Origin of the sequence: Rhodococcus yananensis (genome assembly GCF_020515525.1) — a bacterium.
Classification (GTDB): domain Bacteria; phylum Actinomycetota; class Actinomycetes; order Mycobacteriales; family Mycobacteriaceae; genus Rhodococcus; species Rhodococcus yananensis.
Genome location: NZ_JAIYEP010000008.1, coordinates 58,965 through 85,703 on the forward strand (window position 1 = coordinate 58,965; position 26,739 = coordinate 85,703).

Sequence of the window (26,739 nt, forward strand, 5' to 3'; positions counted from 1 at the left end):
GGTCACCGCGGCGGACGCGCCGCGATGCCCGACAGGTAGCGGTCTGCGTTCCCGACGGTCTCGGCGAGCGAATCGCCACCGAACTTCTCGAGTGCCGCCTGGGCCACGACGAGCGCAACCATGGCTTCCGCGACGACACCGGCCGCGGGCACGGCGCACACGTCGGAACGCTGATGGATCGCGACCGCTTCGTCACCGGTGCTCATGTCGACGGTGGACAGGGCACGCGGCACCGTGGAGATCGGCTTCATCGCGGCGCGCACACGCAGTGCCTCACCGTTGGTCATGCCGCCTTCGACGCCGCCGGCGCGGTTCGTCGACCGCAGCACACCGTCGGGTCCGGGCTTCATCTCGTCGTGTGCGGCACTGCCTCGCCGGCGCGCGGTTTCGAATCCGTCGCCGACCTCGACACCCTTGATCGCCTGGATGCCCATCAGTGCCGCCGCGAGGCGCGCGTCGAGGCGGTCGGTGCCGCTGATGAACGAGCCCAGACCGATGGGCAGACCGTGGACGACGACTTCGACGACACCACCGAGGGTGTCACCGTCACGCTTGGCCGCTTCGATCTCGGCGATCATCGACTCTTCGGCGGCCTTGCCGAAGGCACGGACCGGGCTCGCATCGATGGCTGCGAGGTCGTCGGCGGTCGGTTCGACACCGGTGTAGGGGTCGGAGGCACCGATGGAAATGACGTGGGAGACGACCTCGGCGCCGAACAGTTGGCGCAGGAAGTTGCGGGCGACGGTGCCCGCGGCGACTCGTGCCGCGGTTTCGCGGGCGCTGGCACGTTCGAGCACGGGCCGGGCGTCGTCGAATCCGTACTTGAGCATGCCCGCGAAGTCGGCGTGTCCGGGGCGGGGGCGGGTCAGCGGGGCGTTACGCGCCTGACCGGCGAGTTCGTCCGCGTCGACCGGGTCGGCGGACATGATGGTTTCCCACTTGGGCCATTCGGTGTTGCCGATCTCGACGGCGACGGGGCCGCCGAGTGTCAGGCCGTGGCGGACGCCACCGATGATCGTGACCTTGTCGGCCTCGAACTTCATGCGGGCACCGCGCCCGTAGCCGAGTCGACGGCGCGCGAGCTGCTCCGAAATGTCGTTCGATGTCACCTCGACACCGGCGATCATCCCCTCGAGCATCGCGACGAGGGCGGGACCATGGGATTCTCCAGCAGTTATCCAGCGCAGCACAACGCATATCCTTCCATGCCCGGCAGGGCCGCTGTGACAGTGGTCCGGTCAGGCGGCGACGAGCACCGCGAGTGCGGTGACCGCGCACATGGACGGGCCGTGGGGAATCAGTACGGGCCGGGCTTCCGGACTCCCCCATCGCCTCACCCGAACCACCAGCCCCACCGCAGCGGTGAGCAGTGGCGGGACGAGCGCGACGAGCATCCACGCGACCGGTCCCGTGATGCCTGCGACCGCGCCCACACCGAACGCCAGTTTCACGTCGCCGGCCCCCAGCGATCGTGGAGAGAGAAGATGCGCCAGCAGCATCGGCACCGCGAGCAGTGCCGCACCGGCAAGCGCGGCCCGGCCCTGTCCCGCAGTCGCCGCGACACCCGCGACGACGAGTGCGCCGGGCACCGTCAGGGCATCGGGGAGGCGACGGGCGAGCAGGTCGACGGCGCTCAGGCACACGCACCACCAGGTCAGGGCGAACAGCGCGAGGGCCGTCGCCGGTGATGCGGTCAGCGCCGCACCTGCCGCGCCGACGGCACACGCCACCTCACAGGTACCCCGGATCGGGGGCCGGCCCGCGAACCGGGCACCGACGGTGCGGGCACCGGTTCCTGCGAGGAAACCGGCTGCCGCTGCGCACATCACGAGGATCATGTGCGCAGCGTGCCGGAGAATCCACCCGGTTTCCACACCCGGGATCGGGGATCGGGTTTTCTGTGGACGAACCGGGCGGTTGTGGACAACCTCGACGACCGTGAGGGCTCGGCCCTCAGGACACGCGGCTGAGCGTCCGTGTCTCCGGCGACAGGTAGATCGCCAGCGCAGCCACCGCAACCATCCCGATGAAGTACCACGCGATGTTGCCGGTACCGCCGGCACCCAGACCGACGAGCCAGTTGGCCATGAGCGGGGCAGCACCCGCACCGACCAGCGATGCACCCTGATAGGTCAGCGACAGTCCGGTGTAGCGGTCACCGGTCTCGAACTTCTCGGCCAGGAACGCACCGATCGGCCCGTACATCGACGCCTGGATCACCACGTTGCCCACCACGAAGCCCAGTGCCACCGCCCAGAAGTTGTCCGATTGGAGCAACGCGAACATGGGGAACACGAGCACGACGGACACGACCGCACCGGCGAGCATCACCGGTCGGCGCCCGAACCGGTCCGACAGCCACGCGAAGAACAGGATCGCGAAGATGTGCAGGAAACTCGAGAAGGTCAGCATGTAGAGCGCGTCCTGCCGCGACACCACACCCTGCTCGGCGACGAACGGAACGACCCACACCGCCAGCAACGCCTGGATGAACAGCGGCGCCGCACCCGCGAGGATCCCGATGACCGTCGAGCGCGGGTACTTGCGGAGCACCCGCATCAACGGCACACCGGTGTGCAGTTCCCCAGCCGCACGTGCGGCTGGGGAGTCCGGGGACTCGGTCACCCGGTAGCGCATGTAGAGACCGATGATCACCAGCGACGCCGACAGCAGGAACGGGATTCGCCAACCCCAGCTGAGGAAGGCATCGTCGGGAAGACCCGCGAACAGTCCGAGGACGAGGGTCGCCAGGACCGCGCCGCTCGGCCCGCCCGCGACCGCGACCGACGCCGCGAGCCCACGGTTCCGGTCGTGGTCGTGTTCGGCTGCCATGAGCGTGGCACCCGCCCATTCCCCACCGACCGCAATGCCCTGGATCACGCGCAGCACCACCAGGATCAGCGGTGCGGCGATACCGATCGTCGCGTAGGTCGGCATGAAGCCGATGCACACCGACACCAGACCCATCATCATCAAGGTGATGAACAGGACGTTCTTGCGGCCGAACCGGTCACCGAAGTGCCCGAACAGCACACCACCGATGGGCCGGGCGATGTAGCCGGTGAGCAGGATGACGAACGACAGGGTCGCGCCGAGTCCCCGATCCATCGTTTCGGGGAAGAAGAGGGTCGGGAAGACCAGTCCGGCGGCGGAACCGTAGAGGAGGAAGTCGTAGTACTCGACGGTGGATCCGAGGAAGCTCGACACGAGCGCGCGCCGTGAGCCTTCGGGTCGGGTTTCGGTGGGCGGGGCGTGCGTCGGAGCGTGTGTGGTGCAATCAGCGCAGGTGTGCGGTGGTGACGGCGAACCCGGCGATGTACTCCTTGATCGGGCGGTAGAACTCGTAGGTCACGCGGTAGTCCCCGCAGGCACGCAGAGCCGAGTAGGCCGCAACCCAGGTGCGTACCTCGTGGGAGGAGTGGCCTGCGACCGCATCCATGCCGTCCGCGGTGTACCGGTCGAAATCGGTCACGCGACCCGACGCGCACACCGCGAGGAACTCGCGGTCCCACTCCGGGTTCAGGTCCATGATGTCGGCTTCCCCGGCCGCGAAACGCCGTGCCGTCGCGATCGTGTTGGCCTGTCGCGCCGCGCGCGCTTCGGCAGTGGGATGTCTTCCTGCGGTGAGGAATTCACGCTGCGCTTCGGTGGCGGTCGGGTACTGCGGGACCGGCGGGTCGTGCGACAGTCCACCCGAGCCGATGAACAGGACACGTTCGTCGCGGTCGCGGAAGTACTCCCCCACCGCCGCCCCGAATCGGCGCACCCGTTCCATCGGGGCGAACGGCCGCGCAACGGAATTCACGAAGGTCGGCAGGACGGGCCGGGCGGCCACGTTGCCGTCGTGGAGGATCTCCATGGGCTGCACCGCACCGTGGTCGACCTCCATCCGGCGGGAGATCGCAACATCGATCCCACGATCCATGACGAACTGCGCGAGGTCCTCCGCGGTCGCCTCGGGAACGTCGAGTTCGCCTGCGTACGAATCGTAGTCACCGGACCCGTGTGCCTTGTATCCGATACAGAACGGCGGCATCAGGTCGTAGAAGAACCCGTTGAAGTGGTCCGGCCCGAAGTTGACGACGATGTCGGGGTCGAATTCGCGGGTGAAGGTGCGGGCGTGTTCGAACGCGTCCTGGACGGCCTGCACGACGTCTTCCGGCGGGTCGGCGTGATCGAGCAGCGGGCTGTGGGACATACACAGGAGTGCCTGGGGCATTTGCGGTCTCCCTCCGGTGGTCGCGGGTCAGCGTGCGTCGGCGTGACGGGTCAGGCAGTTGCCGACGATCTCGTTGAACTCGACCGCGCGTTCGACCTGCGACCAGTGACCGCACTGGCTGAAGATGCAGGCGTCGGCGTTCGGGACGACGTTGAGCAGGTCCCAGGTACGCGAGACGGGGATCACCACGTCCTGCACACCGTGGATCAGCAGAACCGGAATGTCGAGGTGGGCGAGGGCATCGAAATCCAGGGGAAGTTCGTAGCGGTCCCGGTCCCGCGCTGCGACGACCTCGGCGAGGCGGTCGGAGGCGGTGTCGTTCAGCGCTGCCCGGTACCGCAGTGCGACGAGTTCGTCGGTGACGAGCGAGGTGTCGACGACGAACATCTCGAGGGTTTTGCGGATGCCTTCCTCGGTCAGCACGGGGTTGGAGTGCCCGGCGAGCGCACCGGTGAGCTTGGCTCCGCCGGTTCCCATCGACACGACGCCCAGCAACCGCTCCGGGAAGTCCAGCGCGAACTGGAAGGCCAGCCATCCACCGAGGGAGTTGCCGACGATCCAGGTCTTCTCGATGCCCAGCGCGTCGAGTACCCGCACGGCGTGGCGGACCCACTCCTTGATGCCGTAGGCGGTGCCGTCGGCGACGACCGTCTGTCCGTATCCGATCGAGTCGATCGCGATGCAGCGGCCGTGGCGGCTCAGTTCGGGCAGGTTCAGCCACCAGTTCGCGGCGGCGGTCACGCCGGTCCCGGATCCGTGGAGGAACAGGATCGGGGTGCTCGTTCCGAGTTCGTGGTAGTGGGTCAGTTCACCGTCGGCGGTGGGCAGCCAGCGGTCCTCGAGTCCGAAGAACTCGTCGGTGGTGTAGTCGGGAACAGCAACGGTGGGCGTCATGGGGATGTCCTGGGGTGCGATGGTGGCGGATGAGGCCGGGGGGCGGTTCACAGTCCGGCTTGCGCAAGTTCCGGCCGGGTACGGTCGGAGGCCGGGCGGCCGGTGAAGTGCATGGATTCGAGGATCGCGTCGAGTGTGGCCGGGGCGTGCTGGGCCAGGCACGCGCCTGCGACGAAACGGTCCGGTCGCAGGAAGACGATGGGGGTGGGCCGGTCGTCGAACCATTCCTTGAACCGGCCGGTGTGGTCACCCAGGACCAGGACCCGGGGGTCGGCGGACCGTTCGGTCCATTCACGCTGGTTCTCCGGCACGATCGCGACGAGCCGGGCCCCGAGTGCCTCGAGTTTCCCGAGTTCGGTCTCCGACAGCAGATCCGTGGGGTCGTTGCCCCACACGAGGACCGACCACCAGTTGCCGACGACGTCGTCGAGCAGTGCGTCCGAGGCGTCCCGGGTGGTGACGCGGGGCTGCGGGAACTGGACGCCGACCGGCGAGGTCCGGTTGTTGGCGGTGACGATCGGGACGAGCCGGCTCGTGAGTTTCGCGGCGGCCCGGCCGGGTTCCTGGGTCGTCGGGTCGGCGAGGACTCCGCGGGTGTAGCGGTGTCGTTCCTGTTCGTGCTGACACCCGGTGCGGACTGGGCATACGCGATCGCTGCCGGCCTGCGACATCGGACGGTGCTGCCCGCGATCGGCGGCATGCTGTCGGGTCACCTTCTCATGACCGCGATCGTGGCGGCGGGCGTGGCGGCACTGGTCGCGCGCACCCCGGCCCTCATGACGGTGCTGACCACAGCAGGAGCGGTGTATCTGCTGTGGCTGGGAGCGAAAATGCTGACGCAACCGGCGCAGTCCGTGCAGGCCGCGCAGGACCCGGTCCCCACGTCACCGGCCCGGGAGGCACTCGCCGGGCTGGGTGTGAGCGGCTTGAACCCGAAGGTGCTGCTGCTGTTCGTGGCATTGCTGCCGCAGTTCACCGACGCGAACAGCGGGTGGCCGCTGCCGATGCAGATCCTGATGCTCGGGCTGGTGCACACAATCGGATGCGCAGTCGTCTACACCGGGGTGGGAACCGGAGCCCGCGTCGTTCTGCGGGCCCGCCCCGCCGCCGCCGCGCGGGTTGTGAGCACAGTGTCCGGGATCGTGATGGTCGCACTGGGCGTCGTTCTGCTGGTCGAACGTCTGGTCGCCTGACAGCACCGACACCGGCGCCCCGGCAGTTCACACGGCATTCGCCCTGTTCCCCACAGGGTTCCCCTCTGCGGGAAACGACCCGAGAGAATCGGCCCGGCTACGCGTTCTCGCCCACCGGACCGAATCTGCGCGTGACATAGTCCGGACAAGGTCCGTTGTTGTCACTGTTGCATTCGTCGTTGCCGGTGATCACACCACCGGTGCCGGGTGTCCACTGCACCGCGCCGAGGAACTCGATGGCGGCCGCCGCCAACGCCGTGCCGTCGGCTCGCCGACGTGCCCAACTATCCTTGTCCACAACCCATTCGAGTGTGCGGTCGTCGACGAGCGTGAGTGTGAAACCTCGCTCCGACCATTGTGAGTCGCACGGCCCGGAGGCCTGTAGTTCGCCGGTGATCTCGATGTCGGAGAGCAGCCGTCCCCCATGCCTGCGAACGAAGCCTTCCGCCGACATCCGTGCGACCGCGCGTCGCGCCGCCTCCCGGTCGCCGTACGGTATGGCGTAGATCGACTGCAATGCGGCGGTCCGTTTGCCCTGGGGCATCATCCCGAGATTTTCACGCACGGAACGGTACTCGTCGACGACGAGCCGACGGGCCTCGTCCACCACGTCGTCGAGGACACGCCGCAACCCCGGCGCCACACCCGGTGGCAGCTCTATCGTTCCGGATTCCCATTCGTACCGCCCCATTCGGCCACGCCCCCTCGTCGTCGGTCACCGGCAGCGTAGCGATACCGCCGGACGATGCAGCACTCGGCGCGGCGCGTCCGGCTCGCCGGTGCACGGGGTCCAGTACTCGGGATCGCACAGCGTGAACACGGTGTGTCGATCCGGGTTCGCGCCGGGCAGGATCAGCACACGCCATCGCGGAATCCATTCCCCGATGTCGCCGCCGACACGTACCGCCTCCGCGATCGCGTCGACATCGTGATGCCGGAACCCGAATTGTTTTCCATCCCAGGACAGTTGAATTTCCTGGTCGGTTACGTCGACGAGGACGTGCACCGCGAGGTCGCGGTCCGACAGGGCATGTTTTCCGCGGAGATCGTGGATGTGATGCCCGTCGTGGTGCAGGTTGCACGTGGATGCGGCGGTACGAACGGTCGAAACGGTGGTGTGGATCATCGTGTTCCTCCGGGCCGGCCCCGGGTGGGGCGCTCGTGCCCGAGCCGGTCGGCTCGGACCGCTTCGTCACCCGAGCCACCCGCGAGCGTGGGGTTGGCATGCCGTCCAGTCGGGGCTTGGCGACGGCAATTCGTGAAGCACCGCCACTCTACCCCGCCCCGCCGGCTATCGGTACATCGACCACCCTGACCCGAATCCGCCCCCCTCATCCGGGGCACGGGTCAGGTGAAGTCCGAGCCTCCGTCGACGTTGACGTTCGCCCCGGTCATGTACGAGTTGCGGCGCGACACCAGGAACGTCACGACCGCACCGATCTCCTCGGGCCGGCCCGCGCGCGGAAGTTGCGCGGCGTGACCGTATTGCGCACCGATCAGTTCCATCAGCCGATACGGATCGTCCGACTCGACGCCCACGGATGCGGCCCACCCGACCAGGGACGGGGTGACGACCGTGCCGGGCGAGACGACGTTGACGAGAATCTCGTCGCCGGCGAGCAGCAACGACAGGTTCTTCGAGACACTGACCACCATCGCTTTTGCTGCGGTGTATGCGACAAGCGAAACACTCTGGCGCTGTGTCGATTGCGCGGAAAAATTCACGATGCGCCCCCACTGTGCACCGCGCAGCATCGGTAGGGCCGCGCGGACACAACGGACCATCGACAGGACACCGTCGTCGACGGCGTCACGCCACCGATCGTCGGTGAGGACATCGAAACTGCCCTGCACGTCCGGACCGACCGCATTGACGAGAACGTTGAGTTCACCGCCCCATCGTGCAGCCAGGTCCGCGAACACCGATTCGACGCGGGCACCGTCACGCACATCCGCGACCAGACCCACCGCATCGGGACTGCCCCGGCCGGCGAGATCGTCGACGGCAGCGGCGACACCCGCTTCGGTGCGCCCGATCACCGCGACGCGCGCCCCCTCCTCGGCTAGGCACCGGACAGTGGCTAATCCCATGCCGCGTGTTCCACCGACGACCACCGCTGCCGCATTCCCGAGTCCGAGATCCACCGCCCACCCCCCCACTCCATACCGATGCGCTTACAGTATCAACGTCGTTACGACTCGACGTGTCCGACCGCACATTCCGATCCGCTTCTCCGGCCGACGTCGATTCGGCTGCCGGGCCCACCTCTCCTCAGTCCTGCTTCTGTCGCGCCCGTTCCAGGAGGGTGAGAGCCACCGATCGGAGCTCGTCGACCGCGTCGGGTGTGCTCACCAGTCCGTCGGCCGAGAGATCCGAGGCGGCCAGAGGAATATGACGGCATGCGTCGTCGATGATGTCGGCTCCCGTGTATGCCAGGACGGTCTCGAGCGACGAGTGTGCGCCCGCTGCTCCGGTGGCGTTCGCCGACACGTTGATCCAGGCTGTGGGCTTACCGACGATCTCCATTCCACCCACCGTCCAGTCCAGCAGATTCTTGAAGGAACCGGGAAGAGCACCCGCGTACTCGGGGGTACAGATCAGGACCGCATCACTGCCTTCGATGCTCCTGCGCAGACGCGCAACGACTTCCGGCAGGGCCGTGGCTTCGACGTCGGGGGTGAAGTGGGGCAGCACACCCATTTCGTCGTACACGGTGACGTCTACGTCGGCGGCGAGTTGGGCGGCTACCGTGCGGATCGCTGCGCTGTTGATCGATCCTTCACGCAATGACCCGGAAACGAGCAGGATCAGGGGGCCGGTCACTGGGGCACCGTCCTTTCTGCGGAATCTTCTCTGCGGAATCTTCGGAACTGTTCGGAGATGGAACCCGACGGGACGCGAGGTGACGGCCGAAAGTGTTCCCCTGGCGGCGATCCGGTCCAGCCCTGCCGCGCTCGGTGGCGTCGACTGTGTGGAACCGGCTTCATGACCGTGCACCACAGAATCCCGGTAGCCGACCCCGTCGATCGGTTGAGGAATGCCACTGGAGAGGTCATGGGTGAAAGCCGGGTGCCGCTGCTCACGGTACTCAACGGTGTCCTCCGGGTCGGCACCGGTCGGGCACAGTGCGTGGGTTCGACTCGTGAAATGTCATGAGCTCGCCTCGGCGAGTTCACCCTCGCCTGTCAGCATGTCCGACTTTCTGATAGTGGCGAAGGCGATCAGCGCACCGAGGGCACAGACAATTCCGCACGCGATCATCACCCAGGAGAGTCCGCTGGCGAACCAGGACCGCGCCGAATCAACCGCGTCGGCAGGCATACCGGTGAGGTCACCGCTGGCAACCGTCGTGCCCAGCTCACGGAACCACTCCCGGACTTCGGTCTCGACTCCGGGATCGTATGAGATCCCTGCTGTCGTGGTCATACATTCCTCCCGAATTCGGCTGCGTCCGTTGAATTCCGACGGACCGACCCTGCGTGGACGTCTGGCCGCACTCAACCCCGAGGCCGCAGTCCGATATCAAACCGAACTTTCGGTTTGTTACTTCAGCATCGCACGGTTACCCACAGCGGGCCGTGCCAATGTGCTCGAGCCCAACGGGCGTTGCACGGCGGCGTGTTCGAGTCCAGCCGGAATGGGACGGGAGCCCGACCGCTGCCGGAATCGTCCCATTCCTGCGCCTGCACAACCGGTCCGACGCCGAGCGCGAGTAGTCGATCCCCCAGGTTTCGGTCGCGCGAGGATCTTCGGGAACTCCGCGATGTGTCCCGAAGTGATTCGGGGAAGGAATTGCCGTCGGGCACGGGAGTCCTTCCGCGGCCACCACACGGGAGTCGATCGTCGGCGCGTCGGAGCGGGACCGCCGTAGCCGTCGGCAACCTGCTCGAACTCGATCCGCCCGAGGGTTCCGCCCAAGTGGACCCTCGGGATCCCGACATCGGATGACCCGGACCCCTTCCTCCGGTACGACATCCGATCGAGACTGCCACTCCCGTCGTCCGCGGTGTCAACATCATCCCGATGTGCGCGGTCGGAACTGCGAATCACCCGTACGCCGGATCCGGCACCGTCACCGGATTCTGCGTTCACATACCGTCGACCAAGCGATCCGGGATCTGTACGACCGGCGGTGGAGAGCGGGCGGGTCACGGCATCCCGCAACCGTTTCCGCAGCTCCAACGCCCGGTCGATCGCCCCCTGCCCGGATATCTCGACGGGGGCGGGTTCGTGAATCGCGCGGACAGCGAAGGGCGCCCTACGCACCGACGCATACGGCAGTCGAGTCCAGCGACCGCTACGCGACCCGAGGAGACACGGGACGGGTGTACGCCTCGTCGGAGCAGGCCGTCCAGTGGTCCGAATCGCTCAGCGTGAAGACGGTTCGGTCGTCGGGTCCTCTGCCGGGAAGGACCAACACGCGCCAGCGCGGGATCCACTCCCCCACCTCGCCGTCGGAGCCGAAGGTATCGGCGATCGAGTCGACATCGTGATGACGGAACTGGAATTGTTGTCCGTCCCAGGACAGTTGCACGACACTCTCGTCGACGATCTCGACGAGCACGTGCACAGCGAGGTCTCGATCCTGCAGGGCGCGAAGCGCACGGATGTGGTGGACGCGGTGTCCGTCGTGGTGCGACCCGCAGAGCGCGGCGTCGGCGTGAACGATCGAACGGGCGATGACAGTCATCGTGAATCCTCCGGGTCAGCCCCGGGACGGGGCGCTCGTGCCGAACTTGCGATCGTGTCGCATCCGCATGTCGTCGACGTCGTCGTCGCGGGACGCCCGCACGAACGGTGGGGGCACGAGGTCGTGGCGATTGTCGTCCCCACCGCCGGTACGACACTCGACGCCGCCGACGTGGTCGAGCACGCGGCGCGGTCGGTGGCCCGATACAAGCTGCCCAAGGCCGTCGTTTTCCAACCCGAGATCGCCAGAAGTCCTGCAGGCAAGGCCGACTACCGGTGGGCGCGAGAACAAGCCGTATCCGACGATGTCGTCGTCGTGACGGACGCGTCTACTCGGCATTCCACGACATAGCGGTTCGGCCGTGACCACAATCGGAGGGTGGTCACGGAAGGAGTGCGCGTGAACGTCGCCGAAATGATGGACACCGTGGGGTCCGCCATAGACATCGTCGGTGTCACCGTCATCGTCGTCGGCGCGATCGTGTCGACCGCGATCGCGTACGACACCCGGCGCCGCGAGGTCGGCGCCCCGATCTATATCGTGTACCGCCGTAATCTGGGCCGGTCGATCCTGCTGGGACTCGAATTCCTCGTGGCCGCGGACATCATCAAGACCGTGGCCGTCACGCCCACGTTCACGTCGGTGGGGGTGCTGGCCGTCATCGTGCTGATCCGCACGTTCCTGAGCTGGTCGCTCCAGCTCGAGATCGACGGCCGCTGGCCGTGGCAGAAACCCGATACGCACGAGACGGCCGGGGCGTGATGCTCCGCCCCGGCCGTCTCGTGGGAGGAACTACAGCCCGATGGCCTGCGCCATCTCCGCGCGCGGGGCGGACAGTCCGGTGAACTGCTCGACCTGACCGAACGCCTGGTGCAGCAGCATGTACAGGCCGGACACGACGACGCTGCCGCGGGTCTGCGCCGCCGAGGCGAGCGGTGTCGGCCACGGATCGTAGATCGCGTCGAGCACGAACGGTGCCCGGGCCAGTGCCCGCGCGTGCGGCGCGGCCGCCGGGGCCGGCACCGTCGACACCAGTGCGCCCGCGTCCGCGCAGCGGTCGGCCAGAGCCGGATCGTCGAACGACATCCAGGTGGCCCGCGCACCGACCGCTTCCGCGCAGTCGAAGGTTTCCGCGGCCCGCTCCGGCGACCGTGCCACGACGGTGAGTTCGCGGGCGCCGAGGCCGGCGAGCGCGACGATCGCCGGACGGGACGTACCGCCGCTGCCGACGACGACGGCGTGTTTCCCGGTCAGATCGGTGACGCCCACCGTCGCCAGTGCACCGCTGACTCCGTCGACGTCGGTGCAGTCGGCACGCCACCCATCGGCGGTCCGCACGAGGGTGTTCGCGGAGCCGATGGTGACCGCGCGGGCGGTGCGTTCGGTGGCGACCTCCAGTGCCGCGAATTTGCCGGGCATCGTCACCGACAGTCCGACCCAGTCGTCGTCGAGTCCGGCGACGAGACCCGGAAGGTCGTCGCCGGTGCACTCGATCCGGTCGTACGTCCAGTCGGTCAATCCGAGCGCCCGGTACGCCGCGAGGTGCAGCAGCGGCGATTTCGAGTGCGCGACGGGGCTGCCGAGTACCGCCGCCTTTCGCGGCCGGGACGTGAGATCATCTGCCACTGTTGAGGATTCCGTTCGCCAATGCAAGTTCGGTGTTGACGAGGTGTTCTTCGTAGGTGTCGGCGAACAGGGTGGTTCCCCGATCGTCGATCGTGACGAAGTACAGCCAGCTGCCCGGCTCCGGGTTCTCGACGGACTCGAGTGCCCCGATGCTCGGTGACGAGATCGGTGTGGCCGGTAGCCCGGGGCTCGCGTACGTGTTCCACGGGGTGACACGGGCGCGGTCCTCGTCCGTGGTCGCCAGTTCCGTCTCGTCCAGTGCGTAGTTGACCGTCGAATCGAACTGCAGCATCTGGCCGATCGCCAACCGGTTGAGGATCACACGCGCGACCCGGGTGAAATCCGGTGGCAGGGCTTCTCGTTCGACGAGCGATGCGGCCACGAGCAACTCGTACGGCGTCAGCCCCACCTTCTGCGCCGCCGCCGTGATACCGGTGTCGGTGTACCGCGCGGAGCTTCCGGTCACGAGTGTGTTCAGGACCTCGGTGGCCGACGCGCTCGGATCGAAGTTCCAGCTCCCGGCCGCGATCAACCCTTCGAGTTGACGTCCCGGGTCGGGCACCGTCGACACCGCGTCCCGCGCCCAGTCCGGAACCCCCAACGCATCCAGATCGGGACCGGCCGCAGCCTGCGCGAGCTCGTCGTATGTGATGCAGTGGGTCGTTCCCGCGTCGTCGTAGCAGCTGGCCTCGCTGATGAGAGTGAAGATGCCCTTGCGGACCGCTCCGGTGTTCACGTCGCTGATGTCGTGGAGCTGACGGCCCTCGGAGACGACGAGGGCACCGACCCGATTGTCGGGATCGACGAGTTCGGCGACGGCGTCGACGGCCGGCAGGTTCGTGGGTACCGCGTAGAAACCCGGATGCATCGCATTCATGCCCGGGTTCTGGACGGCCGCGTTGTAGAAACCGTCGGCACTCGCGACCACACCCTTGGCGGTGAGCTCACCGGCGATCTGCGCTGCCGTGTCACCGCTGTGGACCTCCACGATCGCGACGGGGCCTGCCGGGCCGTCGAAGTCGGGGAGTTCGTAGAAGTACCGCTGGTACGCGAAGTAGCCGCCGCCGGCGAACACCGCGAGCATCACCACCGCGGCGAGCACACCGACGATGCGCCCGCGCCGTTTCCGTTTCGCCCCGGCGCTCGGCGTGGTGTTCGTCGCAGCAGGAACGCTCTTCGGGGCCGCCTTCGTCCGGCCCGTTCGTCCGCGCGACGCGACTGCGGATCCACCGGCCGAGGTGGCGGTCGCCACGTCGGCGGCACGCTCCTCGACGTCCCGAGGCGGTGGGTCGCCGGTGTCGTCGGAATCCGGTACGTACGCCGGAAAGGTATCGGTGTCGTACGCGTCGGGATCGTGGTACCGCTCCGTGCCGCGATCGCGGGCCGCGTAGGAGTAGCCGCCGTCGTACACGTCGTCGCCGGGATCGTCGGCGAACTCCCGCGGTGCGTGCCACTGCTGCGTGGCCTCCTGCGACGCGTGACGGTCCCGGATCGCCCGGGACTCCTCCGGGTGACGCCGGTCCGGAGGTGGCCCGTCGAACACGCCGCTGCCGAACCTCATGACCGTGGTGGGTTCTTCCGCCTCCCCGGCGTGGCGCCCCGGCCCCTCGCGGGACTGTTCTCCGCCGAACGGACCCTGCCGGGTCGCGTCCTGATGTCCGTCGTGTCGCCCGTGTCGGCTCAACGGCTTCCCCCCACGTCCCCATCCGCTTCGTTCACTGCCGCGCTCCGCTCGTCCAACCAACCTTGCAAGATCGCGACCGCAGCGGCCTGGTCGATGACCGGCCGTGCGCCGCGCGCGCTCACCCCGCTCTCGCGTAGGGCACGCGCCGCAGTGACCGTGGTGAATCGTTCGTCGGCCAGCCGCACGGGAACGTCGGGCATGCTGCGTCGTAGGCGACGTGCGAACTCGCTCGCCAGTTTCGCCGCCTTGCCCGGCTCACCGCGCAGTGTCTGCGGCAGCCCGACGATAACCTCAACGGCTTCGTATTCCCTAACGATCCCGACGATGCGCCGGACGTCGGGCGCGTCGAGTCCCCGATCCTTCGACCGCGGCACCGTTTCGACGGGCGTGGCGAGAATCCCGTCGGGGTCGCACGAGGCGACCCCGATCCGGACACTGCCGACATCGATGCCGATGCGGCGGCCGCGGCCGGGATCGTCGGTTCCGGGATGATCGGGGTGCGGCAGTTCCGCCACGATCAGCCGGCCAACTCGCGCAGCCGGTTGCGGAATCCGTCGAGGGCCGTGTCGATCCCCGATGCATCCGATCCCTGGCCCTGCGCCATGTCGGGCTTGCCGCCGCCGCGGCCCCCGATCGCCGGGCCGAAGCTCGACACGAGATCACCCGCCTTGATGCCCTTCGCGCGTGCGGCGTCGGTCGTCGCGACCACGAACGGCACCTTGCCGTCGCTGTCGCCGAGGAGCAGCACCACCGCCGCGTCGCCCCCGAGACGGCCCCGCACGTCGGAGGCCAGGGTCCGCAGCGTGTTGCCGGTGGCGCCCCGGGGTGCCCGCTCGGCGACGACGAGGACGTCACCGACGCGCTGAGCCTTCGCGGCGATGTCACCGGCCGCTGCCGCGACGTTCGCGGCGCGGGTCTTCTCGAGTTCCTTCTCGGCGACCTTGAGGCGTTCGAGCAGCGACTCGACGCGACCGGGCACCTCCTCGGAGGGCACCTTCAACGTCGACGACAGACCGGCCAGCAACGCGCGTTCCTTCGCGAGATGCCGGTACGAGTCGAGCCCCACATAGGCCTCGACCCGCCGGAAGCCGGAGCCGACGGACTGCTCGCCGAGCAACGTGACGGTGCCGACATGCGACGAATGTTGCACGTGGGTACCACCGCAGAGTTCCATCGAGAAGGGCCCGCCGATCTCCACGACGCGCACCTCGTCACCGTAGTTCTCCCCGAAGAGCGCCATCGCACCCATCTTCTTGGCCTTGTCCAGGTCGGTGACGAACGTGTTGACCGGGAAGTTCGAGGCGACCGCCTCGTTGGTGACCGCCTCGATGTCCTGCTTCTGCTGCTCCGTCAGGGCCGACGGCCAGGAGAAGTCGAAGCGCAGGTAGCCGGGCTTGTTCAGCGAACCCGCCTGCACGGCGTTGGGACCGAGGACCTGACGCAGCGCGGCATGCACCAGGTGGGTACCCGAGTGGCCCTGGGTGGCGCCCTTGCGCCATTCGGGGTCGACCTGCACGAGCACCGAATCGCCTTCGACGACCTGCCCTTCGAGGACGGTGACCTTGTGCACCCACAGCTGTTTGGCGATCTTCTGCACGTCGTTGACCTTGATGCGCAGCCCCTGACCGGTGATGGAACCGATGTCGGCGATCTGGCCACCCGCCTCCGCGTAGAGCGGGCTGCGGTCGAGGATCAGTTCGACGTCCTGACCGGCGCTCGCGGCGTGCAGTCGCTCACCACCGGTGATGACGGCGAGGACGTTGGCCTCGGACACCAGTTCCGTGAAGCCGGTGAACTCGGTGGGGCCGCGATCGAGGAGTTCCTTGTACACGGTCAGGTCGGCGTGCGCGTGCTTGCGGGCCCGTGCATCGTCCTTCGCACGCTGCCGCTGCTCGGCCATCAGCGAACGGAAGCCGTCCTCGTCGACGCTGAGCCCGGCCTCCGACGCCATCTCGAGGGTCAGATCGATGGGGAACCCGTACGTGTCGTGCAGGGTGAACGCTTCGGTGCCTCCGAGTACCGTCCGTCCCTCTGCCTTGACGGCCTCCACAGCGCCCTCGAACAGCTTGCTGCCGGTCCCGAGTGTCTTGAGGAACGCGGCCTCCTCCCCCACCGCGACGGTCTCGATACGCGAGAAGTCGGTGGCGAGTTCCGGGTACGACGGCGCCATCGTGTCACGCACGACCGTCATGATCGCGGCCATCGTCGGCCGCTCGGCTCCGAGCAGTCGCGCGGACCGCACGATGCGGCGCAGCAGCCGACGCAGCACGTAACCGCGGCCGTCGTTGCCGGGGTTCACACCGTCGACGATGAGCATCGCGGCGGTGCGCGCGTGGTCGGCGATCACCCGGAAACGCACGTCGTCGTCGTGCTTCACACCGTAGGCGGCACCCGTGAGCTCGGCCGCCTTGTCGATGACGGGACGCAGCAGATCCGTCTCGTACACGTTCTCGACACCCTGCAGCAGGAATGCGACCCGCTCGACACCCATGCCCGTGTCGATGTTCTTCTTCGGCAGCGGCCCGAGGATCTCGTAGTCGTCCTTCGAGGTGCCGCCACCGCGCTCGTTCTGCATGAACACGAGATTCCAGATCTCGATGTAGCGGTCCTCGTCGGCTTCCGGTCCCCCTTCGACGCCGTACTCGGGGCCACGATCGTAGAAGATCTCCGAGCACGGACCGCACGGACCGGGGATGCCCATCGACCAGTAGTTGTCCTTCATCCCGCGCCGCTGGATGCGTGCGGCGGGCAGGCCCACCCTGTCGTGCCAGATCGAGTAGGCCTCGTCGTCGTCGAGGTAGACCGTCGCCCACAACTTCTCGGGATCGATACCGTATCCGCCGTCCGCGACCGAGCCGGTCAGCAACGACCACGCGAACGCGATGGCTTCTTCCTTGAAGTAGTCACCGAACGAGAAGTTGCCGGCCATCTGGAAGAACGTGTTGTGGCGGGTCGTCTTGCCGACCTCCTCGATGTCGAGGGTGCGCACGCACTTCTGCACCGACGTCGCCCGCGGGAACGGCGGGGTCTGCTGGCCCAGGAAATAGGGCACGAACGGGACCATGCCGGCGTTGACGAACAGCAGGTTCGGGTCGGCGAGGATCAGCGACGCGCTCGGCACCTCGGTGTGGCCCGCCTTCACGAAATGGTCGAGAAAGCGCCTGCGGATCTCGTGGGTCTGCACGTCGATGGTCCTTCTTGTGTTCTGACGGTTGGCGGATAGCCCGGCACGGGCGACCGGTCGGTGGCGATCGGCCGTCCTTCAGCCTATCGCGCCGCGTGTCGCGCCCGCCGCCGCATTCCGCGCGGCACCGTCGCACGGGTGTGCGATGGTCGTCCGCGGCCCCGAGGTCAACCCAGATACCGGTCGTAGTCGCCGCGACGGTCCACCGGCACCACCGTCTCGAGCACCACACGGGTCTGCATCCGGATGTACTCGTCGAGGGTGTGGCGGGCACCGAAATGCCAGTGTTTGAGCGCCCATCCGTGTGCGAGCAGCATGACGTCGAATGCCACGAGGTCCACGTCGACGGGGTTGAGTACCCCGGCGGCGATCCCGCTGTCGAGGACCGCCCGCAGCGGGGCCGACGACTCGACCTCCAACTCTTTGATCCGGGCGCGTCCCGCCGCGTCGAGGGTGCGACTCTCCCGGTATGTGAGCACCGTCGCATCGAGATTCTCGTCCACGATCTCGACGTAACGGCGGATTCCGGCCGCGAGCCGATCCACCGGGTCGTCACCTGCCGCGGCGATGGCGGGTTCGAGCTGATCGCGGAAGGCGTCGAGGATCGCCAGGATGGTCGCGAGGAGGATGTCCTCCTTGCCTCCGAAGTACTTGTAGATCAGGCCCACGCTCACCCCGGCCTCGTCGGCCAGCATCTGCATGGACATCTGATGGAACCCGGTGCGTTGCATGACGCGGACGGCGGCATCGAGGATCTGCTTGCGGCGCGAGTGGGTGCGCACCGCCCGCACCGCCTCCTCGACGGGTAACGCCTCGTGCTCGGAGGTCATATCGCTGCTCCTCGATGTCGTGCGGCCGTCACGTCGTCTCGTTCCCCTCGCCACCGGTCCGTGCCCGTGTGTGCCTCCGCTGCGGATGCGGATCGGAACCACCGTACCGAGCAGCCCGTCCGGTCAACGCACTCCACGCACGATGCGGCGCAGCTTCGGAACCCGTGCGGCAAGGTCCCGTTCCGTCCCTCGCCCGGTCGGTGCGTAGTAGTCGACGTCGACGAGTTCGTCCGGCGGGTACTGCTGGGCGAGCACACCGTCGGGATGGTCGTGCGGATACCGGTAGCCGATGGCGTTGCCGAGCTGCTGTGCGCCCTGATAGTGCCCGTCGCGCAGGTGATTCGGAACCGGTCCGGCGCGTCCGGCGCGCACGTCGGCGATCGCCGCGCCGAGCGCCGCGGTGACGGAACCGGATTTCGGGGCCGTCGCGATGTGGATGGTGGCCTGCGCGAGCGCCAGTTGCGCCTCGGGCATCCCCACCTGCTGAACCACGTGTGCCGCGGCGACCGCGGTCTGCAGCGCCGTGGGATCGGCCATTCCCACCTCCTCGCTGGCCTGGATCATCAGCCGACGAGCGATGAAACGCGGGTCCTCGCCGGCGACGATCATCCGCGCGAGGTAGTGCAGAGCGGCATCGACATCGGAGCCGCGCAGCGACTTGATGAACGCGCTGGCGACGTCGTAGTGCTGGTCGCCGTCACGGTCGTACCGCACCGCGGCCTCGTCGATGCTCGATTCGACGGTGGTCAGGTCGATCACGGCGTCGCCGTCCCCGGCACGGTCCGCGGCGGTGTCGGCGGACGCCTCGAGCGCGGTGAGGGCTCGGCGCGCATCGCCGCCGGAGAGCCGCACCAGGTGCTCCATGGCCTCGTCGGTGATCGCGACACCGTCACCGAGGCCCCTCGGGTCGGTGCGGGCCCGTTCGAGCAGCGCACGGATGTCGTCGGGGGCGAGTGGCTGCAACTGCAGGACCAGCGACCGCGACAGCAACGGTGCGACGACGGAGAACGAGGGATTCTCGGTGGTCGCCGCGACCAGCAGCACGATGCGGTTCTCGACGGCGGCGAGGAGCGCGTCCTGCTGGGTCTTGGAGAATCGGTGTACTTCGTCGATGAACAGCACGGTCTGCTCGCCGTGGGTCAGGCGTCGCCTGGCCAGCTCGATGACGGCCCGGACGTCCTTCACACCCGCCGACAGTGCGGACAGCGCCTCGAATCGGCGGCCGGTGGCACCGGAGATCAGCGACGCCAAGGTGGTCTTGCCCGTCCCCGGCGGCCCGTACAGCACCACGGAGGCAGCACCGGATCCCTCGACGAGCCGCCGCAGCGGCGCGCCCGCCTCGAGGAGATGCTGCTGCCCGACGACCTCGTCGAGCGTCGCCGGTCGCATCCGGGCCGCGAGGGGCGCACCCGGACCGGTCGGCGCGGACGACACCCGACCGGTCGGTTCCTCCGGTTCGGTGTCGCGGTCGCGAAGTACCTCGAACAGGGCATCCGGATCGGTGGACGGGTCGTCCGCCCCGAACAGATCACTCACCTTTCCGACGCTACAGGCCCGATCGTGAACCGCCCCCGGGCGCTCCGGCCGACCGATTGGACGGGCGTCCAATCCTGTGGTCGGATCTGTCCGTGCCACGGACAGATCCGCCGATTCCCCCGTCCATCACCCCGCTCCCCGCTTCCTCGTCATCCGCCCCGGCCCGGTCCGGCCCCACCCTGTCCCGCCGGACCGTGCTGCGCACCGGTGCGATCGCCGGTGCCGCCGCTGTCGTGACGGTGCCCGGCGCTGCCGGTGCCGCGGCCTCGACACCGCTGTTCGGGCACGGCGTGGCCTCCGGCGATCCGCTCCCGGACGCCGTGATGCTGTGGACCCGGGTGACGCCCACCGCCGCATCCGCTCCCGGTTCGGGTACCGGCCCGGACACGACCGTGCGCTGGGAAGTCTCCCGCGACCGCGATTTCACATCGGTGGTCGCCTCTGGTTCGGTGACCGCGACGGCCACCTCCGATCACACCGTCAAGGTCGACGTCTCGGGGCTGACGCCGGCCACGGAGTACTTCTACCGGTTCTCCGCAGCGAACACGCTCTCGGAGACCGGTCGGACGGTGACCGCCCCCGCACCCGAGAGCGCCGTGTCGGGGTTGCGACTCGGGGTGGTGTCGTGCGCGAACTGGGAGGGCGGATACTTCTCCGCCTACCGGCACCTCGCGGGCCGCGACGACCTGTTCGCCGTGGTACATCTGGGCGACTATCTGTACGAGTACGGAACCGGCGAATACTCGGCGATGCCGGCCGGAACCGGTCGGGTGCACGAACCCCGGCACGAGATCGTCACCCTCGCCGACTATCGGATCCGGCACGCCCAGTACAAGACGGACCCCGATCTGCGGGCACTGCACGCGGCTGTCCCGATGATCGCGACGTGGGACGACCACGAGAGCGCCGACAACGCCCACGAGCGCGGTGCCGAGAACCACGACCCGGCGACCGAGGGTGACTGGGCGGCTCGTCGCGCCGCCGCGACACGGGCCTACATCGAGTGGATGCCGGTCCGCACCGACGGCTCCCGCCTGTACCGCCGGTTCCGGTTCGGAACGCTCGCGGAACTGTCGATGCTCGATCTCCGCACCTACCGCACCGAGCAGCCGAGCCTCCGCGCACCCCGGCGCTCCCCGGCCGACGACCACGGCACACTCACCGGCGCCCGACAGATGGAATGGCTCACCTCCGGGCTGACCACGTCACCGACACACTGGAAACTCGTCGGAAACCCGGTGATGATCACACCGCTGCTGATCCCACCCCTCGACCCGCAGCGGACCGGCGCACTGACCGATCTGCTGGGAGTTCCCGCAGCGGGTGTTCCCGTCAACACCGACCAGTGGGACGGCTACCCCGCCGACCGGCAGCGGCTGCTCGATGCGCTCCGCGAAACCGGAACCGGCAACGTCGTGTTCCTCACCGGTGACATCCACACCACGTGGGCATCGGATGTGCCCGAGGACGCCGCCCTGTACCCGGCGGGCTCGGTCGCGACGGAACTGGTGGTGCCGTCCGTGACATCCGACAACATCGACGATCTCCTGGGAGTACCGCCGCGCACCGCGACACCCCCGATCGAGGACGCGATCCGCGGCCTCAACCGGCACATCGCCTATGTCGAGCTGGACTCGCACGGCTACGGCGTGCTGGACGTGACACCGGAGGCGGTGCAGATGGACTGGTTCTTCCTCGACGACCGCACCGATCCCGCTTCGGGCGTGACGCGCGCGGCAGGTATGCGGGTGCGAACCGGAACCGCCCACGTCGAGCCGGCCCCACCGCTGTGACGGCGGCGCCGCGGGCGTCAGCCCGCGGCGCGCTCGTCGAGCCGCGCGAGCACATCGCGGGCATGCCGCCCGACGTCGTCGTGCCCGGTGCCCTCCGCGAAATCCGCGAGCAGTTCCCACCGGGCGGCGAGACCGGTCAGTCGCGGCACCGACAGGTCGTGCGCGCGGACGGACGCGATCCGCTCGTGGTCCTCGGGCAGGAACAGGTGGGTGCTGAGCCACACGCACGCCAACTGCGCGTCGAGGAGGCGTTCGGCGAGCACTTCGTCGTAGGCCAGTTGCGGCCACATCCCCACCACCTCGGCGCGCCACGCGTCGGCCATCGCCCGAATCCGGTCGGATGTCAGCGGTGCCCGGCACAGACACAGCGGGAACGACGTCAGGGCGTAGGCGAGGTCGAGTGTCGCATCGCGGAAACCGCCCCACTCGTAGTCGAGGAACTGGACTCCGGCGTCGCCGACGACGACGTTGTCCGGGCACAGATCGGAGGGGCTGAACGCGCGGAATCGACCGCCCGTGAACAGCTTCGCCGACCGCTCGGCTCGCTCGAGGACGCTTTCCGGCACGTCGAGCCCGAACTGTCCGGCGAGCAGCGCCGGGACGGTGCCGACGGCGGCCAGTGCCTGCTGCGACACCACGTCCGAACCTTCGGTGACACCGGCGCGGCGCAACAGTGCCGAGAAATCCTCCTCGCGGCCCACCGTGGCCGCATGCATCCGGCCGAGTGCCTGAGCAAGGGCCATCAGGGTGTTGCCGACGGTGTCGGGGTCGTTGCTGCGCAGGCGCACGGCAAGCGGTGTGGCATCACCGAGGTCGCTGAGCACCAGCAGTCGGGACTCGAAGTCGTACGCGAGCAGTTCCGCGCCGGGCCGGTGGTCCTTGGCCAGCGCGGTCGCGAACTGGTAGGAGACCGCTTCCCGCAGGAAAGCCACGTCGTCCCCCGGTACGCCGGAGTTGCCGTGGAGGCCGGTTGCGCGCGGCGGTGGAACCTTCTTCAGGACGAGGGTGCGAGGCAGGGAGAACGGGTTCGCCGCGACCCGGACCCGGAGCACCACGGACCGGCCGCTACCACCCAGGTCCATCGGGTCGGCGAGGGTCACGGGGGCGCCGGTTCGACGGGTGAGCAGCTTCTCCGCTGCCTCCACCACTTCCGACACGGGGTCTGCCAATGTTGCGGTCATCAGATGCCAATCTACAGTGTCGACGCCACGAACAGGTCCCGCAGAAGCCCCGATCCGGACGGGACCATCGACAGCGCCACGTCCCGGGACGGGTCCGATTCGCCCGGAATGATGACATCATCGCGCGTGTCGTCGACGACACCGGCGGTGGTGCGGGCGCGTCGCCAGCACCACCGCCGGGCGGCGGAACCCGACGCTACGCGCCGGTCGCGGTCTCCGATTCCTCGGGAACGAAGTCCATTCCCGACTCCTTGCGCTGCTCCGGGCTGATCGGGCCGGGGGCGTCCGTCAGCGGATCGACACCGCCACCGGACTTCGGGAAGGCGATCACCTCACGGATCGAGTCCACCCCGGCGAGCAACGCCGCGATGCGGTCCCAGCCGAAGGCGATGCCACCGTGCGGCGGCGCACCGTACTTGAACGCCTCGAGCAGGAACCCGAACTTCTCGTCGGCCTCCTCCTCGGAGATCCCCATGACCTTGAAGACGCGCGCCTGCACGTCCGGGCGATGGATACGAATCGAACCGCCACCGATCTCGTTGCCGTTGCACACGATGTCGTAGGCATATGCGAGCGCCGAACCCGGGTCGGTGTCGAAGGTGTCCAGGAACTCCGGCTTCGGCGACGTGAAAGCGTGATGCACCGCCGTCCACGCGGACGAACCGAGCGCGACGTCACCGGATGCGGTGGCGTCGGCCGCCGGCTCGAACAGCGGGGCGTCGACGACCCACACGAACGCCCACGCCTTCGGATCGATCAGGTCGAGTTTGCGGGCGATCTCCCCGCGCGCCGCCCCCAGCAGCGCACGCATGGGCTTGGTCGCGCCGGCGGCGAAGAAGATGCAGTCGCCGGGATTCGCGCCCACGTGTGCGGCGAGACCCGCGCGTTCGGTGTCGGTGAGGTTCTTCGCAACCGGTCCGGTGAGTTCGCCGTCGTCCCCCACCAGCACGTAGGCGAGCCCCTTGGCGCCGCGCTGCTTGGCCCATTCCTGCCAGGCGTCCAGTTGCCGGCGCGGCTGCGACGCACCACCGGGCATGACGACGGCGCCGACGTACTCGGCCTGGAACACGCGGAAGGTGGTGTCCTTGAAGAACTCCTTGCACTCGACGAGTTCGATGCCGAACCGCAGATCCGGCTTGTCCGAGCCGAACCGGCGCATCGCCTCGGCGTACGTCATCCGCGGAACCGGTGACTCGAGGTCGTACCCGACGAGGCGCCACACCGCGTGCAGGACCTCCTCCGCCAGGTGGATGACGTCCTCCTGGGTGACGAACGCCATCTCGATGTCGAGCTGCGTGAACTCCGGCTGCCGGTCGGCACGGAAGTCCTCGTCGCGGTAGCAGCGCGCAATCTGGAAGTAGCGTTCGACACCGCCGACCATGAGCAGCTGCTTGAACAGCTGTGGGGACTGCGGCAGTGCGTAGAAGTTGCCCGGCTGCAGACGAGCGGGCACGAGGAAGTCGCGGGCGCCCTCGGGTGTCGAGCGAGTCAGGGTGGGGGTCTCGACCTCGACGAACTCGTGGTGCGCGAGCACCGCCCGTGCGGCGGCGTTGATCTTGCTGCGCAGCCGGATGGCCTTGCCGGGGCCTTCGCGGCGGAGGTCGAGGTAGCGGTACTTCAGCCGCGCTTCCTCACCTGCCTGGTCGTCGAGCTGGAACGGCAGCGGCGCCGCCTCGTTCAGCACCTCGAGTTCGGTGGTGTTCACCTCCACGGCGCCGGTGGGGATGTCGAAGTTCTGGTTGCCCTCGGGCCGGACCTCGACGACGCCGGTGACCTTCACGCAGTACTCGGCGCGCAGGCGGTGGGCCTGCTCGAGCACGTCGGCGTTGCGGAACACCACCTGCACCACTCCGGATGCGTCGCGCAGGTCGATGAAGATGACCCCGCCGTGGTCGCGGCGCCGGGCAACCCAACCGGTGAGGGTGACGGTTTGCTCGGCGTGCTCGGCTCGCAACGAGCCGGCGAGATGGGTGCGCAGCACGGAATTCCTTTCGAAACGCTCATCGACGGGGTTCGCCGCTGCAATCCTACGAAAGACACGAACGGCCCGAGCACACCCGTGCCCATTCGCTCGTGCCAAGCTTGTCCCGCTCGAGTGACCCGACGAAGGTAGAGGCGGAGGCATGACGTTCAACGACGGCGCCCGGATGGACCCCGGCCGTGTCCGGACCGGCGGCGGTGGCCGCGGCGGCAAGATCGCACTCGGCGGCGGGGTCGGCGGCATCATCGTCCTGGTACTCGCGCTGCTCCTCGGCGGGGATCCGTCGTCGCTGCTGGGGTCCGGCACGGCCGACGACAGTGCGCAGTTCGATGGCGGCGGCCTGGAACACTGCCGGACCGGCGCCGACGCCAACACCGATGTCGACTGCCGCATCCTCTACACCGCCGGATCCCTCGATTCGGTGTGGGAACAGCAACTCGCCGACCAGACCGGTATCGCCTATGTGCAGCCCGATATCGCGATCTTCACCGGTTCCACATCCACCGGCTGCGGGAACGCAACCAGCGATATCGGCCCGTTCTACTGCCCGGCCGATCAGACCGGGTACTTCGACAGCAGCTTCTTCCAAGAACTGGTGACCCGATTCGGGTCGAGCGGCGGTCCGCTGGCGCAGGAGTACGTCGTCGCCCACGAGGTCGGGCACCATCTACAGAATCAACTCGGCGATCTGGGCCGCGCCCAGTCGGATCCCCGGGGCCCCGAGTCCGGTGCGGTACGCACCGAACTCCAGGCCGACTGCTACGCCGGGGTGTGGGCGTACCACGCCGACAAGACCCCCGACCCCACCACCGGTGAGCCCTTCCTCGTACCGCTCACCGACGCCGACATCCGCGACGCCCTGTCCGCCGCATCCGCCGTCGGCGACGACCGGATCCAGGCCGCGGCGACCGGCCGGGTGAACCCGGAGGCGTGGACGCACGGGTCGTCCGAGCAGCGACAGAAGTGGTTCCTGGCCGGCTACCGTACGGGTCTGGTCTCCGCGTGTGACACGTACTCGGCGCCCGATCTCGACGCTCCGCCGACTCACCGCTGAGGGTCGCGTCCCGCTCGCCCTCACGGTACGGGGTCCACGACGAGCCTCATGACGGCGTCGCCGACCGACCAGTACGCGTGCGGGTTGCCGCGCGCGGCGGCGTACACGACCGCGGCGGACTCTCCGGTGATCTCGCCCGCGGCGCCGCCGACACCCTCCGTGAGGAAGCTCTGCGGGTCCGGACCCGGCCACTCCGGGACGTCGTCGGCGGGTGCATCGGCGCCGGGAAGCTGGAAGACGGCGACGGTCTGCGGAACGTAGGGTTCGGAGTGGCCCCGGGTGAACTCCCACGCGTCCTCGATGGCCGCGCGCAGCGCCGCACGGTTGGTGAGCGCATCGGCGGACAGTCCCTCCTCGAACCGCGGAGCGAAGGCGTACACCCGCAGATCGGCGGGTTCTCCGTACGCGTGCAGAGTCACCGTCGTGGTGGCCTGATCGGTCACACCGGGGATCCCCACATCCGTGCCGAGATCGACGAGGTTCTGCTGCTCCAGATCGTGGGCGAACGCCGACACGTCGACCGGGTCGACGCGGGCGACCCGGTATTCCGGCGGCGCCATCGAGGTTCCCGGCCCCGTGACCGTGCCGGTGTCGACGAAGACGACACGGCCGTCCCCGTGGATGGTGAGCGTCGGCGAGTGCAGTTGCTGCACCGTGTGCGACATCCAGCCGTGCCCGGTGCTGCCGAGCCCGAACACCACGCGGTCCGCGGGCAGCACCGGCGGTGACCCCGGTTTCGGATCATCACCCGTGCAGGCGGTGAGCAGGAGTGCGGCCGTGGCCGCGCCGACTCCCCACCGCGTTCCCGTCGACCGGCCGGATCGCACAGTCCGCCACTCCCCCTCGTCGTCGACCCTCACGCCGGGTACCGTT

General features: G+C 68.4%; 26 protein-coding genes and 1 riboswitch. Of the genes, 5 read left to right on the forward strand and 21 right to left on the reverse strand.

The genetic code is table 11. From position 1 onward, the window contains the following. Window positions 1-2 precede the first annotated feature (2 nt). From aroC to LDQ05_RS19820, 6 genes are all read right to left on the reverse strand, one after another. Window positions 3-1,190, reverse strand: coding sequence for a chorismate synthase (gene aroC / locus LDQ05_RS03430; RefSeq protein WP_226435498.1), 1,188 nt, complete (start codon window positions 1,188-1,190; stop codon window positions 3-5). A gap of 48 nt (window positions 1,191-1,238) precedes the next feature. Next, complete coding sequence (locus LDQ05_RS03435) at window positions 1,239-1,838, reverse strand: prepilin peptidase (protein WP_226435499.1); 600 nt, start codon at window positions 1,836-1,838, stop codon at window positions 1,239-1,241. A gap of 115 nt (window positions 1,839-1,953) precedes the next feature. After that, window positions 1,954-3,207, reverse strand: a complete 1,254-nt coding sequence (locus LDQ05_RS03440; protein ID WP_226435500.1) for an MFS transporter — start codon at window positions 3,205-3,207, stop codon at window positions 1,954-1,956. A 70-nt stretch (window positions 3,208-3,277) separates the two neighbouring features. Further along, window positions 3,278-4,219 (reverse strand): 3-carboxyethylcatechol 2,3-dioxygenase, encoded by a 942-nt coding sequence (locus LDQ05_RS03445; RefSeq protein ID WP_226435501.1) that lies wholly within the window; start codon window positions 4,217-4,219, stop codon window positions 3,278-3,280. Window positions 4,220-4,246: 27 nt separating this feature from the next. After that, a complete protein-coding gene (locus LDQ05_RS03450) occupies window positions 4,247-5,113 on the reverse strand; it encodes an alpha/beta fold hydrolase (protein ID WP_226435502.1) in 867 nt (288 codons plus the stop codon). 47 nt (window positions 5,114-5,160) lie between these two features. Then, window positions 5,161-5,826, reverse strand: a complete 666-nt coding sequence (locus LDQ05_RS19820; RefSeq protein WP_226435536.1) for a hypothetical protein — start codon at window positions 5,824-5,826, stop codon at window positions 5,161-5,163. Between LDQ05_RS19820 and LDQ05_RS19825 the strand changes: the two genes are divergently transcribed. Next, window positions 5,731-6,306, forward strand: a complete 576-nt coding sequence (locus LDQ05_RS19825; RefSeq protein WP_226435503.1) for a LysE family translocator — start codon at window positions 5,731-5,733, stop codon at window positions 6,304-6,306. The two genes, LDQ05_RS19820 and LDQ05_RS19825, sit on opposite strands and share 96 nt — an antisense overlap. A gap of 97 nt (window positions 6,307-6,403) precedes the next feature. Here the strand turns inward: LDQ05_RS19825 and LDQ05_RS03465 are convergent, their stop codons facing one another. From LDQ05_RS03465 to LDQ05_RS03490, 6 genes are all read right to left on the reverse strand, one after another. Beyond that, window positions 6,404-6,949, reverse strand: a complete 546-nt coding sequence (locus LDQ05_RS03465; RefSeq protein WP_226435504.1) for a hypothetical protein — start codon at window positions 6,947-6,949, stop codon at window positions 6,404-6,406. 72 nt (window positions 6,950-7,021) lie between these two features. After that, window positions 7,022-7,432, reverse strand: a complete 411-nt coding sequence (locus tag LDQ05_RS03470; RefSeq protein WP_226435505.1) for a hypothetical protein — start codon at window positions 7,430-7,432, stop codon at window positions 7,022-7,024. 26 nt (window positions 7,433-7,458) lie between these two features. Next, window positions 7,459-7,570: riboswitch (SAM riboswitch) on the reverse strand. Window positions 7,571-7,653: 83 nt separating this feature from the next. Further along, the gene (locus tag LDQ05_RS03475) at window positions 7,654-8,451 is read right to left on the reverse strand and encodes an SDR family NAD(P)-dependent oxidoreductase (RefSeq protein WP_226435506.1); all 798 of its coding nucleotides are present in this window, start codon (window positions 8,449-8,451) and stop codon (window positions 7,654-7,656) included. Between the two features lie 127 nt (window positions 8,452-8,578). Then, on the reverse strand, window positions 8,579-9,130 hold the full coding sequence (locus LDQ05_RS03480) for an NADPH-dependent FMN reductase (protein ID WP_226435507.1): 552 nt from the start codon (window positions 9,128-9,130) through the stop codon (window positions 8,579-8,581). Window positions 9,131-9,457: 327 nt separating this feature from the next. Continuing rightward, window positions 9,458-9,733, reverse strand: a complete 276-nt coding sequence (locus LDQ05_RS03485; protein ID WP_226435508.1) for a hypothetical protein — start codon at window positions 9,731-9,733, stop codon at window positions 9,458-9,460. Between the two features lie 871 nt (window positions 9,734-10,604). Next, a complete protein-coding gene (locus tag LDQ05_RS03490; RefSeq protein ID WP_226435509.1) occupies window positions 10,605-10,997 on the reverse strand; it encodes a hypothetical protein in 393 nt (130 codons plus the stop codon). A gap of 54 nt (window positions 10,998-11,051) precedes the next feature. On the opposite strand from LDQ05_RS03490, the gene LDQ05_RS03495 reads away from it, so the two are divergent. Then, window positions 11,052-11,348 (forward strand): AMP-binding enzyme, encoded by a 297-nt coding sequence (locus tag LDQ05_RS03495; protein ID WP_372461027.1) that lies wholly within the window; start codon window positions 11,052-11,054, stop codon window positions 11,346-11,348. Window positions 11,349-11,396: 48 nt separating this feature from the next. Next, entirely contained in the window at window positions 11,397-11,759 is a 363-nt protein-coding gene (locus LDQ05_RS03500; protein ID WP_226435510.1) for a DUF1622 domain-containing protein, read from the forward strand. Between the two features lie 30 nt (window positions 11,760-11,789). Here LDQ05_RS03500 and LDQ05_RS03505 read toward each other — a convergent pair whose 3' ends face one another. The 6 genes from LDQ05_RS03505 to LDQ05_RS03530 all read right to left on the reverse strand — a co-directional run bounded on the left by LDQ05_RS03505 (window position 11,790) and on the right by LDQ05_RS03530 (window position 19,857). Beyond that, window positions 11,790-12,623, reverse strand: a complete 834-nt coding sequence (locus LDQ05_RS03505; protein ID WP_226435511.1) for a shikimate dehydrogenase — start codon at window positions 12,621-12,623, stop codon at window positions 11,790-11,792. Then, window positions 12,613-14,184 carry an endolytic transglycosylase MltG gene (locus LDQ05_RS03510; RefSeq protein ID WP_226435512.1) on the reverse strand — a complete coding sequence of 524 codons (1,572 nt, stop codon included), beginning with the start codon at window positions 14,182-14,184 and terminating at the stop codon, window positions 12,613-12,615. The genes LDQ05_RS03505 and LDQ05_RS03510 overlap by 11 nt, the downstream gene beginning before the upstream one ends. 119 nt (window positions 14,185-14,303) lie before the next feature. Further along, on the reverse strand, window positions 14,304-14,822 hold the full coding sequence (gene ruvX, locus LDQ05_RS03515) for a Holliday junction resolvase RuvX (RefSeq protein WP_226435513.1): 519 nt from the start codon (window positions 14,820-14,822) through the stop codon (window positions 14,304-14,306). A gap of 2 nt (window positions 14,823-14,824) precedes the next feature. Beyond that, entirely contained in the window at window positions 14,825-17,491 is a 2,667-nt protein-coding gene (gene alaS, locus LDQ05_RS03520; protein ID WP_226435514.1) for an alanine--tRNA ligase, read from the reverse strand. A 167-nt stretch (window positions 17,492-17,658) separates the two neighbouring features. Continuing rightward, entirely contained in the window at window positions 17,659-18,321 is a 663-nt protein-coding gene (locus tag LDQ05_RS03525; protein ID WP_226435515.1) for a TetR/AcrR family transcriptional regulator, read from the reverse strand. Window positions 18,322-18,444: 123 nt separating this feature from the next. Continuing rightward, window positions 18,445-19,857 (reverse strand): replication-associated recombination protein A, encoded by a 1,413-nt coding sequence (locus LDQ05_RS03530; RefSeq protein ID WP_226435516.1) that lies wholly within the window; start codon window positions 19,855-19,857, stop codon window positions 18,445-18,447. Between the two features lie 194 nt (window positions 19,858-20,051). Here LDQ05_RS03530 and LDQ05_RS03535 point away from each other — a divergent pair, with 194 nt between their 5' ends. Beyond that, on the forward strand, window positions 20,052-21,650 hold the full coding sequence (locus tag LDQ05_RS03535) for an alkaline phosphatase D family protein (protein WP_226435517.1): 1,599 nt from the start codon (window positions 20,052-20,054) through the stop codon (window positions 21,648-21,650). Between the two features lie 17 nt (window positions 21,651-21,667). Here LDQ05_RS03535 and LDQ05_RS03540 read toward each other — a convergent pair whose 3' ends face one another. Both LDQ05_RS03540 and aspS read right to left on the reverse strand, forming a co-directional pair. Next, a complete protein-coding gene (locus tag LDQ05_RS03540; RefSeq protein ID WP_226435518.1) occupies window positions 21,668-22,831 on the reverse strand; it encodes a kinase in 1,164 nt (387 codons plus the stop codon). A gap of 196 nt (window positions 22,832-23,027) precedes the next feature. Further along, complete coding sequence (aspS, locus tag LDQ05_RS03545; RefSeq protein WP_226435519.1) at window positions 23,028-24,812, reverse strand: aspartate--tRNA ligase; 1,785 nt, start codon at window positions 24,810-24,812, stop codon at window positions 23,028-23,030. 142 nt (window positions 24,813-24,954) lie between these two features. On the opposite strand from aspS, the gene ypfJ reads away from it, so the two are divergent. Continuing rightward, the gene (ypfJ, locus tag LDQ05_RS03550; protein WP_226435520.1) at window positions 24,955-25,866 is read left to right on the forward strand and encodes a KPN_02809 family neutral zinc metallopeptidase; all 912 of its coding nucleotides are present in this window, start codon (window positions 24,955-24,957) and stop codon (window positions 25,864-25,866) included. Window positions 25,867-25,886: 20 nt separating this feature from the next. On the opposite strand, the gene LDQ05_RS03555 is transcribed toward ypfJ, so the two are convergent. Further along, window positions 25,887-26,726, reverse strand: a complete 840-nt coding sequence (locus tag LDQ05_RS03555; protein WP_226435521.1) for a hypothetical protein — start codon at window positions 26,724-26,726, stop codon at window positions 25,887-25,889. Between the last annotated feature and the right edge of the window lie 13 nt (window positions 26,727-26,739).

Excerpts from the sequence above, each read along its gene's own strand:
- ypfJ (WP_226435520.1), top strand. The coding sequence starts at position 24,955 with ATGACGTTCAACGACGGCGCCCGGATGGACCCCGGCCGTGTCCGGACC.
- LDQ05_RS03510 (WP_226435512.1), bottom strand. The coding sequence starts at position 14,184 with ATGAGGTTCGGCAGCGGCGTGTTCGACGGGCCACCTCCGGACCGGCGT.
- LDQ05_RS03525 (WP_226435515.1), bottom strand. The coding sequence starts at position 18,321 with ATGACCTCCGAGCACGAGGCGTTACCCGTCGAGGAGGCGGTGCGGGCG.
- LDQ05_RS03445 (WP_226435501.1), bottom strand. The coding sequence starts at position 4,219 with ATGCCCCAGGCACTCCTGTGTATGTCCCACAGCCCGCTGCTCGATCAC.
- LDQ05_RS03490 (WP_226435509.1), bottom strand. The coding sequence starts at position 10,997 with ATGACTGTCATCGCCCGTTCGATCGTTCACGCCGACGCCGCGCTCTGC.
- LDQ05_RS03450 (WP_226435502.1), bottom strand. The coding sequence starts at position 5,113 with ATGACGCCCACCGTTGCTGTTCCCGACTACACCACCGACGAGTTCTTC.
- LDQ05_RS03435 (WP_226435499.1), bottom strand. The coding sequence starts at position 1,838 with ATGATCCTCGTGATGTGCGCAGCGGCAGCCGGTTTCCTCGCAGGAACC.
- LDQ05_RS03540 (WP_226435518.1), bottom strand. The coding sequence starts at position 22,831 with ATGACCGCAACATTGGCAGACCCCGTGTCGGAAGTGGTGGAGGCAGCG.
- LDQ05_RS03485 (WP_226435508.1), bottom strand. The coding sequence starts at position 9,733 with ATGACCACGACAGCAGGGATCTCATACGATCCCGGAGTCGAGACCGAA.
- LDQ05_RS03470 (WP_226435505.1), bottom strand. The coding sequence starts at position 7,432 with ATGATCCACACCACCGTTTCGACCGTTCGTACCGCCGCATCCACGTGC.